Below are 11,418 nucleotides of genomic sequence, written 5' to 3'. Positions count from 1 at the left end.
CTACTCGGCGGCGCCGGGCCCTTGGTGCGGGTCCGTGGCAGGGACGGCGGGCAGCAGGCCGGCGTCGATGACGTCCATGGCGATCGTGCTGATCCGGGCCTTGTGGTCGCGGGCGTGCGCGCGCATGGCCGCGAAGGCGTGGTTGAGGGAGATCTGCCGGCGTACGGCGACGATGCCCTTGGCCTGCTCGATGATGATGCGGTTGTGCAGGGCGGTGTGCAGCTGCCCGTTGATCGTCTCCTGGCGGCCGAGCGTTCGGGCGTGCAGCAGGCCGATCGTGGCGGCGTCCGCCAGCGCCTGGGCGAGGAGCAGGTCGTCCGGGGACAGGGCGCGCTCCCCGGTGTGCAGCAGGAGCAGGGCGCCCAGGCTCTCGCCGCGCAGCCGCATGGGCACCGCGGTCGGCAGGGCGTACCCCGCGTGGTCGAGCGCGGACCGCAGTTGCGGCCAGGCGACGGGCCGTTCGCCGGGGGCGGGGTAGTCCGGGATGACCGCGTGGGTCAGGCGGTAGGCCTCGACGCCCGGACCCTGCTCGCACGCGGCGTCGATGACGCGCTGCAGGGCGGGCTGGGGGTCGCACGGGGCGGGGCTGTACAGGCGCGGGGCGGGGTGGGCGAGGAGGACGACGGCGTCGGTGATGTCGAGGAGCTCCTGGCAGCGGACCGTCATCTGCTGCAGGAATTCGATGAGGTCGAAGTCCTCCACCAGTGTGTCCGCCAGCTCCAGGAACGTGCGGGCGATGTGTTCTTCCCTGCTCATGCGGCGACTTCTTCCTGCTCTCTCAGCACGTGGCTGGGGGGGGTGATGCCGTGCTACCGGGGCAGTTCACGTTCGAGGACGCTCTGGGCCGTCTCCATCAGGGACCGGCCGGAGGAGTAGGCCTCGGCGCGCAGCCGGACCAGCGCCTCGGGCAGCGGTATGTCGAGTTTCCCGCTGAGGACGCCGGTGGCCTGGTGGACCTGCGCACGGTGCAGATCCACCGCGCCCGCGTGCCCGGGACCGTCGCGAGCGTCGGTGTCGCCGGGCCAGCGGGCCAGCAGGTGCGCGGCGAGATGGTCCGCGATCAGCCATCCCTCGGCCCGCTGTTGTTCGCTCAGCGCGCCCTCGGCACGCCGGTAGCCGGTCAGGGTGCCGCTGTGCACGGCGCCGATGCGCACCGGCCACACGAACACCGCGGCCACGCCCAACTCCTGCGCCTCGGGCACGAACTGGGGCCAGAAGCGCATCACGAGCCGGTCCACGTCCGGCACTTCGCGCACGCCTTCGCCGGCCGGGAACCGCAGCCCGGGGCCCTGCCCGAGGACGGCCTGCACGTCCTCGAGACGGGCGCTCGTCTCGTCGCTGAACCAGACCAGTTCCCCCTGCACCGAGACGGCGACACCGTCCAGGCCCAGGGCGTGCGCGCAGTCGACCGCCCACGAACGGCGCTGTTCCTCGCTAGTCACCGTGTCCATCCGGTCGAGGAGTTCCTGGACCGTCGCGCCGCCGCTGCCCATCCGCGGCCCCCTTCCGGGGTGTCGGGCGGATCGCTTCCGAGGGCGGACCGCTGTCGCGCCGGCCGCCCTCCTCACCGTAGCGCGCCGACTCCTCGCGGGTCCCGTTCCGGTGGGTAGTCGTACGGCGTCCCGGGCACGCCCGCGCACCGGATCCCGCCGTCGTATTTCGGTGTCGCCGGTCGGGACGCGCTTCTATGGTGGCCCGATGACGTCGATCAAGAAGTTCCAGGTCACCTTCGACTGCGCGGAACCGGAGCGCCTGGCCCGGTTCTGGTGCGAGGTGCTCGGTTATGTCGTGCCCCCGCCGCCCGCGGGGTTCGCCACCTGGGACGCGTACAAGAGCGCACAGCCGCCGGAGCGGCGGGACGCCTGGTTCGCGTGCGTGGACCCCACGGGCGAAGGGCCGCGGCTGTACTTTCAGCGTGTCCCGGAGGGCAAGGTCGTCAAGAATCGCGTGCATCTCGACGTGCGGGTCGGCACCGGTCTCGTCGGCGAGGAGCGGCTGGCCGCCCTGGAGGCCGAACGCGCGCGGCTCGAACCCCTCGGAGCGGTCCATGTGCAGACGCTGTACGACGGCAATGACGCCTGCATCCCGATGCTGGACATCGAGGGCAACGAGTTCTGCATCGACTAGGACGTCGGCCGGGCGGCGCTTCTAGCGGGCCGCGTCGAGGTCGGCCGGGATGTCCCCCCCGGATCACCAGACGGGCCACGTCGGTGAGTTTCTGCCGGCGTGAACGGGCGTGTGCGCGCAGGCGGTGGAAGGCGTCCTCCACGTCCGTCCCGAGCCGGGCGGCCACTATGCCCTTGGCCTGCTCGATCACGATGCGGGAGTGGAGGGCGGCCTCCAGCTGGGCGATGACGTCACTGCGCGCGATCTGGGCCTGGCGCTGGTGCAGCCGGGCCCCGGCCGTGTCCGCCAGGACCTGGATCAGTTCCAGGTCCACGCCGCTCACCCGGCGGGGCCCGGTGTGCAGGAGGTTCACCGCGCCCACGGCGGCCCCGGCGACGCGCAGCGGCACGGAGGCGACGCTGGTGTATCCGGCGGCACGGGCCCGCGGCGTGAAGCGGGGCCAGCGCCCGCTGCCGGGCCCCTTGGTGCGCAGGTTCACCGGGTGCAGCACCTCGTCGCTGCGCGCACTGTCGAGGCAGGGCCCCTCGCCCAGCTCGACCTGGATCTCCTCCAGGCGTCTGCACGTCTCGTCGGAGGCGGTGAGGTAGTCGACCCTGCCCTCGCCGTCCATGACGGTCACCCCGGCCGAGCGCACCCCCACCAGGAACACCGTGTGCGTCGTCAGGTCGTGCATGAGTTCCAGGACGTCGAATCCGTCCGGGCGCGCGGCCAGGTCGAACACGGCCTGGGCGACCAGGACATCTCGCGGCAGGACAGACATCACACGGCCGCCCCCGATCCTCGTAGACCGTCCGAGCCACCCGCGGGCCGGTCCCACCCGGCCCGAGCGGTTCGCGGTACGCGTCCAAGCGTAGTCGCCGCTCCCGCTGCAAGAGCCCGCGCCGAGCGCCCCGTTCACGACGCGCACGGCAGCGCCCGGGCGTTCAGCCAGGAGTCGGCAACGGCGTCCGCGGCCGCTGCCCGGGTGGCAGCCCGCGCTCCGCCACCTGCGTCCGCAGCAGCGCCTCGAAAGCCCTCAGCGCGGCCGAGCGGTGGCCGCCGGACCGGGTGAGCAGCGCCGCCGTGCGGTGCGGCAGCGGGGGCGACAGGGGTACGTGGGTCAGCCCCGGCCCGTCCAGGGTCACCGCGTCCGGCAACACGGTGGCCAGTGTGCCGCCTCGTACGATCTCCAGGAGCGCCAGCGCCGAGTCGGCCTCGACGACCACCCGCGGCGTCACGCCCTGCTCGGCGAAGTAGGTGTCGATGCGGGCGCGGGTGGCGAAGTCGCCCGCGAGGAGGGCCAGGTCGCGGCCTGCCAGTTCGGTGACCGGCAGCGGCGCGGCGTCAATCCGGGTCTTGGTGCCGGAGCGGGTGCCGGTGGCCTCGACCAGGCCGAGCGTCTCCAGGAACAGCGGTTCGGCCGTGACACCCGGCACGGGGTCGCCTGCGAAGCCGATCCCGGCGTCCAGGTCGCCCGCGAGGAGCGCCTCGCCGATGTGCTCCTGCGTCGCTTCCCTGACGCCGAGGTCGAGCCCGGGGTGGCGGGCGTGCAGCGCGGCGACGAGCGGGCCGACGAGGTAGGCCGTGAAGGTGGGGGTGACCCCGAGCCGCAGCCGGCCCCGCGACAGATCCTCCACGTCCCGCACGGCCTGCTCCGCCGCGGCCAGTTCACGCAGCGCCCCGCGGGCATGGCCGACGTAGACCTCGCCCGCGTCGGTGGGGCGCACGGTGCGGCCCGTGCGGTCGAGCAACGGCACACCGACCGTCCGTTCGAGGGATCGGATCTGTTGAGACAGGGTCGGCTGGGACACGTGCAGCACCTCCGCCGCCTTGGTGAAGGTGCCGTGCTCGACGATGGCGAGCAGGTACTGCAGGTGCCGCAGCTGTACGGGAGCCATCCTTCGAGCCTAACGCCGCATATAGAACACATCTATAGCCGGCATCATCAGCGCGTCTTGGACGCTATAGCGCCAGCTCAGCCACACTGGAGCAGGTCCGGAACGCACGAACGGACCACCGTGTGACCCCCGAACCCCGAACTCCGAACCCCGAATCACGAACCACGAACCACGAACCCGACGAGACGCCGGAGGCATCCCATGGACTTCGTCCAGCGCACGATCGACCTGGCCCGCGCCAATGTCCTGGACGGCGGTCGCCCCTTCGCCACCGTCGTCGTCAAGGGCGGCGAGATCATCGCGGAGCGCGGCAACCAGGTCGCCCAGACCAACGACCCGACCGCGCACGCCGAGATCCTCGCCGTCCGGGACGCGTGCGTGAAGCTCGGCACCGAGCACCTCACCGGCACCACGATCTACGTCCTGGCGCAGCCGTGCCCGATGTGCCTGGGCGCGCTCTACTACTGCTCCCCCGACGAGGTCGTCTTCCTGACCACCCGCGACGCCTACGAACCGCACTACGTCGACGACCGCAAGTACTTCGAACTGTCCACGTTCTACGACGAGTTCGCCAAGCCGTGGCAGGAGCGCCGGCTGCCCATGCGGCACGAGCCGCGCGACGGCGCCGTGGACGTCTACCGCCTGTGGCAGGACCGCAACGGCGGCGACCGCCGCGTCCCGGGCGCCCCGGTCTCCGACGACGCCGGCTGACGCGTGCGCGCGCGGCCGCGCGGGGCGAACCTTGCGCCGACCAGCGCGATGAGCAGCGCTACGGCGATCAGGAACCCGCTCGCCCACAGCGGGCCGAGGGTCCCCGCCCCGGTTCCGAGGGTGGCCGCGGCGACGAGCGGACCCGCTGCGGCGCCGATGTTCAGCGCGGCTGTCGCATACGAACCGGCCATCACGGGGGCCGCCGACGCCTCGTACAGAACACGTGTGATCAAGGTGCTGCCCAGGGCGAACGACAGTGCTCCCTGGACGCAGACGAGGGCGAGCAGCGTGATCGGCGCGTCCGCGAGCACCGCCAGGGCGCACCAGCCGGTCAGCGCCAGCGGGCCGCCGACCGCGACGACCCGGCCCGGGTACCGGTCGGACAGCCGGCCCGCGACGGTGACCCCCGCGAAGGCGCCCGCGCCGAAGAGCGCCAGGGAGACGGGGACCCACGCGTCACTCAGCCCGGCGATGTCGGTGACGACGGGGGCCAGGAACGTGAAACCGGCGAAGGTCGCGGCGTTCACCAGCGTGCCGAGGAGCAGCACGTGCAGCAGCTTGGGCCTGGTCAGCTGCGCGAGTTCCGCCCGCAGGGCTGGGCCCCCGGTCGTCTGCTCCGTCGTGCGCCCCGTGGCGTGTTCCGCCGGGATGCCCCGCAGGATGCCGAGGGCCGCGGGCAGGCAGAGCGCGGCTACGGCCCAGAAGGTGGCCCGCCAGCCGAACAGCGCGCCGAGGAGGGAGCCGCCGGGGACGCCGACGACGGTGGCCAGCGTGGTGCCCGCGAGCAGCACGGCAAGGGCCCGCCCCTTCTTGTCCGGGGGGACCAGCGTGGCGGCCACGGTCAGCGCGACGGCGAGGAACCCCGCGTTCGCGAGGGCGGCGACCACGCGGGCGGCGAACAGCACCGGGAAACCGGTGGTGCAGGCGCCCATCCCGTGTGCCGCCGCGAACGTGACGACGCACCCGAAGAGCGTGGAGCGCCGGGGCCAGTCGCGGGACAGCGCGGCCGCGAGGGGCGCGCCGACGACCATGCCGATCGCGAAGGCGGAGGTGAGGGTGGAGGCGGTCCCTACCGAGACGTCGAGGTCCGAGGCGATGTCCGGCAGCAGGCCGGCGAGCATGAACTCGGACGTGCCCATGGCGAAGACCGCCACCGCGAGGAGATAGAGAGGGTAAGGGAGAGTCAGGGGTCGAGGCAGACGCAGAGGTGGCATCGAATCGCTCCGGGGTGAGGAGAAGCACGAGAGGTCATCTCGTCACCGCGGCCAGCCCGGCGCGCTTGCTGCGCGATCAGTGGTGCAGGGGGCTGACGGCGTGACCGAAAGCCCCCACCTCGTCCGACTCAGGACTCGACATGCCCCGCACGTTACCTGAGCGGTATCGGTCGGGGCATCTCGATTACGTACTGCTGGATTCCGTGCTGCTCGGTTTCGTGCCGCTTCTATGGCGTCACGCGACCGAGCAAGCGGTTCCGTTCAGGCTGAAGGCCGTCGGCTTCGCGAACGTGCCGCTGTAGGTGCCCTGGAAACCGAAGCTCTGGCTGCCACCGGCGCTGATGCTCGAATTGTGCGCCAGACCGCTCGCGGTCACCGCGCCCGACTGTGCGGACAGCGAGGCGTTCCAGGCGCCGGTGACACGTTGCGCCGAGGGCAGGGTGAAGGCGAGGTTCCAGCCGTCGACGGGCGTCGAGCCGGAGTTGGCGACGGTGACGTCGGCCGTGAAGCCGCCCTGCCAGACGTTGGTCCCGTAAGTGACCTTGCAGGCGGTGGAGGGGTTGGGGCCGCCCGGGTCGGTGCCGCCGCCCGTGTTGACGGAGGAGGAGAAGGAGGTGACGGCGAGCCCGGCGCCGTTCTGCCACGGTTCGAACCCTGCCTGGATGCTCGTCAGGTACCAGTTGTTTTGGGCCAGTCCGCGCGAGACGGCCTGCCGCACGAAGTCCATGACGTCGAAGCTCCAGCTGGAGATCGCCGAGGGGGCGACGAAGGACAGCACGTCGTTGCCGCCGTTGTTGCCGGACCAGACCTGCCAGGTGCGCCCGGCGACGGTCGCGGTGCCGACCTGCGACCCCACGGGCTGGACCTGCCCGACCTTGTTGAACCACACCATGATCTCGGTCCGGTTCACCCCGTCCTTCTTCGGCGTCGGGTCGAGCCAGATGTCGTACGCGGCGTCGTAGATGGCGTTGCTGACGTAGCTGTAGGAGATGCTGGTCGGCGCGGAGGAGATGGTGCTGAGCTGCGCGGGGAGGTTGGTTCCCGGCGAACAGTTGGTGTAGTGGCAGCCGTTGAAGATCGACGGGTACGACTTCGGGGCGCCGTTGGTGGGCACGGAGCCGTCGGCCTGGTCGATCCGGAAGCCCGAGTTCGTGGCGGTGATGCACTGGGTCGCGCTGGTGCCCCAGCGGTTGTTCTGGACCACGTAGCGGCCCTGGATCGTGGTCGATCCGAACTCTTCGCACAGGGTGGTGTCGGCGTGTGCCGGGGATGTGGTGGTGACGAGTGCCGCCAGCAGGGCGACGACGCTGAACAGCGCGCCGAACAGGGCGCGTGCGGCGCGGCGTGCGGGGGGTGACGATCGCATGTGGGGGGCCTCTCTGAGAAGGAGAAGGACAGCCGGAGACTTCGGGACGCGCTCCACCCGGGACAGTTGGGAGCGCTCCCAAACGCGATGCGAAAGGGACTGTAGGAGTCGCGCATGTCCCTGACAAGGGGGTGAGCGGGGTGGGTTGGGAGCGCAACCAGCCGCGCCGCGAGCCCCGCCGGAAAGCCGGCCCGGATCACGCGACCGGCCGCGCCCCCTCAGGCCGAGTCGCGCAGCACCAGTTCCGTGCGGAGGATCACGTGGCGCCAGGCCGTGGCGGGTTCCCGCATTTCCTCCTCCAGCAGGCGCACCATCGTTCGGCCGATCTCGTCCACGGGCTGGCGGACGGTGGTCAGTTTGGGGTTCGTTCGTTCGGCCAGCGGGAAGTCGTCGAAGCCGATCACTTTGACGTCGTCCGGCACCCGACGGCCCGCCGCGTGCAAAGCGGCCAGCGCGCCCGCCGCCGTGGTGTCGGACGCGGCGAACACCCCGTCCAGAGTCGGGTGTTGCTCGATGAGATCGGCCATGGCGAGGCGGCCTCTCTCCTCGGTGAAGTCGCCCTCCACGATCAGGGACGGCACGTCCGCGACGCCCGCCTGGCGCAGGGCCTCACGGTAGCCGCGCAGACGGCACTGGGCGACATACATGTCGAGCGGCCCGGTGATGGCCGCGATGGTGCGGCACCCGCTGTCCAGCAGGTGGGAGACGGCGGCGCGGGCGCCACCCACGTTGTCCGCATCGACGTAGGTCACACATTCCTCGCCGGTGCGGCGGCCGAGGAGCACGGTGGGCAGCCCCGCGTCCGCCAGCATGTCCGGCAACGGGTCCTGCGCGCGGACGGACATCAGCAGCACGCCGTCCACCCGGCCGCCGCGCGCGTACGCGACGAAGCGCTGCCGTTCGGTCTCGGAGCGGATCAGGGTGAGCAGCAGTTGCATCCCGCTGTCCGCCAGGGCGTTGCCGACGGCGCGGACGATCTCGCTGAAGAAGGGCTCGCCGAACAGCCGCCAGTCCGATTCCATCATCACGAGCGCCACGGCGTCGGCGCGCCGGACGGCCAGGGAGCGAGCCGCAAGGTTGGGCACGTAGCCCAGTTCGGCGATGGCACGGCGTACCGCGTCGCGGGTCGAACTCCGCACGCCCGGCGCGTCGTTGATGACCCGGGAGACGGTGCCGCGCCCCACGCCCGCACGGGCGGCCACCTCCTCCAGCGTCGGGACGTCAGGACGCTGCCGGCTCATATCCCACCCCCGTTGCCCGCCTGAGATCACCCGATACTACGGCCCGCCCCGGTCCCCCCGGGGTGGTGTCAGCACCACCCCCGAATCCGGGGCCTGGGACGACTGTGCCGCCGGACGCCGAGGAGGAGCGTGGTCCGTGGTGAGACCACCAAGAACCGCACCAAGGCCGCTCCAAGGCCGCCCAAGACGACACCAACGCCACACCAACGCCACACCAACGCCACCACTCAATGACGAACGGGGAGACATGATGGTCGGTCACACACGGCGAAACGTGCTCAAAGGTGTCGCGGCCGCCGCGGCGGGCGGTGCGCTCGGGGGCGGTGCGCTCGGGGGCGGTGCGCTGCCCGGCGCCCTCATGCCGACGGCGCGGGCGAGCGGCGCAGGTGCGCACCCCGGTGCGCGGGCAGGCGGGTTTCCCTTTCTGGAAGGGGCGTTCGCGCCGGTCACCGAGGAGCTGACCGCCTTCGACCTCGACGTCAGCTGCCGCATCCCGCGCGATCTGGACGGCCGTTATCTGCGCAACGGCCCGAACGCGCTGGGTCTGGAGGACGTCCGCGCCCATCACTGGATGCTCGGCGACGGCATGGTGCACGGCGTCCGGCTGCGCGGCGGACGGGCGGAGTGGTACCGCAACCGCTGGGTGCGCTCCTCCCAGGTGGCGAGGAAGCTCGGCGAAACATATCCGGGCCAGGTGCCGCCGGACGACTTCGCGTGCAACACACATGTCATCCCGTACAAGGGCCGCATCCTGGCGTTGCAGGAGAGCGGGCCGCTGCCGTACGAGCTGGACGGCGAACTCGGCACTGCGGGCCCGTACGACTTCCGCTCGTCCCTCTCTGGGGCGTTCACCGCGCACACCAAATACGACGCGCGGGCCGACGAACTGCACGCGATCGCGTACTACCCGACCTGGGACCATGTGCGCCACATCATGATCGACGGGACCGGCCGGGTGGCCCGGACGACGCGGGTCCCGGTGGCGGACGCGCCGATGATGCACGACTTCGCGCTGACCGGGAAGTATGTGGTGATCATCGATGTGCCGGTCACCTTCGACGCCGCCGCGGCGGAGGCGGGCGCGGCGGTCCCGTACGGGTGGAACGAGCGACACCCCATGCGCCTCGGCCTGTTGCCGCGCGCGGGTGGCTCCACGCGCTGGTTCGAGATCCCTGCGGTGTACTACTCGCACACCCTCAACGCCTACGACCAGGGTGACACCGTCGTCATGGAGTACACCGGGTTTCCCGCGCCGTTCCACGTCGCCGGCCGCTCGGGCGGCCCGTCCGCGACCGGTGCCCCGACGCTCGACCGCTGGACCGTCGACCTTCGTACGGGCCGGGTCGGCGGTGCGCGCCTGGACGACCGCCCGCAGGAGTTCCCCCGCGTCAACGAGTCCCTGGTCGGGCACCGGCACCGCTACGCATACACCGCGAGCACGGCCGAGATGTGGCGCGCGTACGAGACCGTCGACGGGGTGCCGCCGGACGAGAAGTTCTCCAACTACCTCGTGAAGCACGACATGCTGCGCGGCAGTCGGCAGCTGCACCGCTGCCCGAGGGGCGCGGCCGTCAGCGAGCCGGTATTCGTCCCGAGGCGCGGCGCGCGCGACGAGGACGACGGCTACGTCCTGTCGTACGTGAACGACCCCGACCGCGGCGCCACCGACCTGCTGATCCTGTCCGCCCAGGACTTCGGCGGCCGTCCGCTCGCCCGGATCAAGCTGCCCGGCCGGGTGCCGCTGGGCTTCCACGGGAGCTGGATCCCGGACGCGTAGAGCCGCGCGCGAGCCCCGGGCCGCTCGCCCCACCGGTCATCCCGCGTCGGGCGGCGACAGCCGGAACGCCCCCTCGTGCGCCACGACCCGTCCGGCGGTGGGCGGGGCGAAATGGGTGCCGAGGACGAGCGTGTCCGTGCCCGCGAGGGAGCCGAGCAGCGTACGGCGGGTGGCCTCGGACCGTTCGGGGTCGATGTCGACGCACGCCCCGATCCCGGGGTGGGCGAACTGGACCGGGTGGTGGATGCAGTCGCCGGTGATCAGAGCGGTCGCTCCGCGGCTCGTCAGCTCGACGGCGACGTGCCCCGGGGTGTGCCCCGGCGTGGGAAGCATGCGCAGCCCGGGGGCGAGCCGGGCCCCCTCCGCCGGGACGTCGACGAGGTCGAGCAGCCCCGCCTCCTCGACCGGGAGCACGGAGTCCCGGAACATCTGCGCCCGCGCCTCGTCCATGGCGTACCCGGCCCAGAACTCGCGCTCGGCGCGCGAGGTGACGTAGCGGGCGCGGGGGAAGGTGGGCACCCACGTGCCGTTCTCGCGCCGTGTGTTCCAGCCGACGTGGTCGGCGTGCAGGTGGGTGAGGATCACCAGGTCCACGGAGTCCGGCGGGAACCCGGCGGACGTAAGGCGCCGCAGGTAGTCGGTGTCCAGGCCGTGCCAGGCGGGGTTGGCGCGCTCCTTGCCATTGCCGATACCCGTGTCGACCACGACGCGCAGGCCGTCGAGGACGAAGGCGAAGCTGTGGCTGTCCAGGCGCAACACCCTGCCGGAGTCGACGTGTTGGGGGTGCAGCCAGTCTTGCCCGGCCACGACGTCCGGGGTGGCGTCGGGCAGCAGCCACGCACCGGTGGCGGGCGGCAGGGGGATCTCGTCGACGCGGTGCACGACGACGTCACCGACCGTCCAGGTACCACCGGCGCTCCCCTCACTCCCGTCGGTCGCGTCCGTCGAGGGGGAAGTGCGCGCCATCGGTCGTCTCCTTGAGGTAGGGCCAGGGCGTTCGGGCCCGGACGTAGGGGCCCAACATGTAAACGCTAAGTGTTTGCGTTAAGTCACCGTAGGCCCTACTGTCACCTAACGCAAACTCTTAGCTTTTATTCAAGGGAGA

Annotated in this window: 10 protein-coding genes and 1 pseudogene; 3 read left to right on the top strand and 8 right to left on the bottom strand. The window is 71.7% G+C overall.

The features are described from left to right. The gene (locus C1N81_RS41760) at positions 1-756 is read right to left on the bottom strand and encodes an ANTAR domain-containing protein (protein WP_394436721.1); all 756 of its coding nucleotides are present in this window, start codon (positions 754-756) and stop codon (positions 1-3) included. Between the two features lie 53 nt (positions 757-809). Further along, the gene (locus C1N81_RS41755) at positions 810-1,493 is read right to left on the bottom strand and encodes an ANTAR domain-containing protein (protein ID WP_394436719.1); all 684 of its coding nucleotides are present in this window, start codon (positions 1,491-1,493) and stop codon (positions 810-812) included. A gap of 205 nt (positions 1,494-1,698) precedes the next feature. On the opposite strand from C1N81_RS41755, the gene C1N81_RS41750 reads away from it, so the two are divergent. Then, positions 1,699-2,127, top strand: coding sequence for a VOC family protein (locus C1N81_RS41750; RefSeq protein ID WP_394436717.1), 429 nt, complete (start codon positions 1,699-1,701; stop codon positions 2,125-2,127). 121 nt (positions 2,128-2,248) lie between these two features. Here the strand turns inward: C1N81_RS41750 and C1N81_RS41745 are convergent. Both C1N81_RS41745 and cynR read right to left on the bottom strand, forming a co-directional pair. After that, a pseudogene (locus tag C1N81_RS41745) lies at positions 2,249-2,800 on the bottom strand (GAF domain-containing protein); the annotation flags it as partial. Between the two features lie 250 nt (positions 2,801-3,050). Beyond that, a complete protein-coding gene (gene cynR / locus C1N81_RS41740) occupies positions 3,051-4,004 on the bottom strand; it encodes a transcriptional regulator CynR (RefSeq protein ID WP_394436715.1) in 954 nt (317 codons plus the stop codon). 201 nt (positions 4,005-4,205) lie between these two features. On the opposite strand from cynR, the gene C1N81_RS41735 reads away from it, so the two are divergent. Next, positions 4,206-4,715: a nucleoside deaminase gene (locus C1N81_RS41735; protein ID WP_394436713.1), complete on the top strand. Its 510-nt coding sequence runs from the start codon at positions 4,206-4,208 to the stop codon at positions 4,713-4,715. On the opposite strand, the gene C1N81_RS41730 is transcribed toward C1N81_RS41735, so the two are convergent. The 3 genes from C1N81_RS41730 to C1N81_RS41720 all read right to left on the bottom strand — a co-directional run bounded on the left by C1N81_RS41730 (position 4,640) and on the right by C1N81_RS41720 (position 8,536). Continuing rightward, complete coding sequence (locus C1N81_RS41730; RefSeq protein WP_394436711.1) at positions 4,640-5,929, bottom strand: Cmx/CmrA family chloramphenicol efflux MFS transporter; 1,290 nt, start codon at positions 5,927-5,929, stop codon at positions 4,640-4,642. The two genes, C1N81_RS41735 and C1N81_RS41730, sit on opposite strands and share 76 nt — an antisense overlap. Before the next feature lie 235 nt (positions 5,930-6,164). Next, positions 6,165-7,295, bottom strand: a complete 1,131-nt coding sequence (locus tag C1N81_RS41725; protein ID WP_394436710.1) for a GH12 family glycosyl hydrolase domain-containing protein — start codon at positions 7,293-7,295, stop codon at positions 6,165-6,167. A gap of 218 nt (positions 7,296-7,513) precedes the next feature. Then, the gene (locus C1N81_RS41720) at positions 7,514-8,536 is read right to left on the bottom strand and encodes a LacI family DNA-binding transcriptional regulator (RefSeq protein WP_394436707.1); all 1,023 of its coding nucleotides are present in this window, start codon (positions 8,534-8,536) and stop codon (positions 7,514-7,516) included. A 247-nt stretch (positions 8,537-8,783) separates the two neighbouring features. Between C1N81_RS41720 and C1N81_RS41715 the strand changes: the two genes are divergently transcribed. Then, positions 8,784-10,313 carry a carotenoid oxygenase family protein gene (locus C1N81_RS41715; RefSeq protein ID WP_394436704.1) on the top strand — a complete coding sequence of 510 codons (1,530 nt, stop codon included), beginning with the start codon at positions 8,784-8,786 and terminating at the stop codon, positions 10,311-10,313. 36 nt (positions 10,314-10,349) lie between these two features. Here C1N81_RS41715 and C1N81_RS41710 read toward each other — a convergent pair whose 3' ends face one another. Beyond that, entirely contained in the window at positions 10,350-11,279 is a 930-nt protein-coding gene (locus C1N81_RS41710; protein ID WP_394436701.1) for an MBL fold metallo-hydrolase, read from the bottom strand. Positions 11,280-11,418 lie beyond the last annotated feature (139 nt).

The organism is Streptomyces sp. SGAir0957 (assembly GCF_043523415.1).
Note: the sequence above shows the minus strand (reverse complement) of the source record. Positions and strands in the feature narration are given on the sequence as shown.

Coding starts and splice junctions, on each gene's coding strand:
- C1N81_RS41760 (WP_394436721.1), bottom strand. CDS start 756: ATGAGCAGGGAAGAACACATCGCCCGCACGTTCCTGGAGCTGGCGGAC.
- C1N81_RS41755 (WP_394436719.1), bottom strand. CDS start 1,493: ATGGGCAGCGGCGGCGCGACGGTCCAGGAACTCCTCGACCGGATGGAC.
- C1N81_RS41750 (WP_394436717.1), top strand. CDS start 1,699: ATGACGTCGATCAAGAAGTTCCAGGTCACCTTCGACTGCGCGGAACCG.
- cynR (WP_394436715.1), bottom strand. CDS start 4,004: ATGGCTCCCGTACAGCTGCGGCACCTGCAGTACCTGCTCGCCATCGTC.
- C1N81_RS41735 (WP_394436713.1), top strand. CDS start 4,206: ATGGACTTCGTCCAGCGCACGATCGACCTGGCCCGCGCCAATGTCCTG.
- C1N81_RS41730 (WP_394436711.1), bottom strand. CDS start 5,929: ATGCCACCTCTGCGTCTGCCTCGACCCCTGACTCTCCCTTACCCTCTC.
- C1N81_RS41725 (WP_394436710.1), bottom strand. CDS start 7,295: ATGCGATCGTCACCCCCCGCACGCCGCGCCGCACGCGCCCTGTTCGGC.
- C1N81_RS41720 (WP_394436707.1), bottom strand. CDS start 8,536: ATGAGCCGGCAGCGTCCTGACGTCCCGACGCTGGAGGAGGTGGCCGCC.
- C1N81_RS41715 (WP_394436704.1), top strand. CDS start 8,784: ATGATGGTCGGTCACACACGGCGAAACGTGCTCAAAGGTGTCGCGGCC.
- C1N81_RS41710 (WP_394436701.1), bottom strand. CDS start 11,279: ATGGCGCGCACTTCCCCCTCGACGGACGCGACCGACGGGAGTGAGGGG.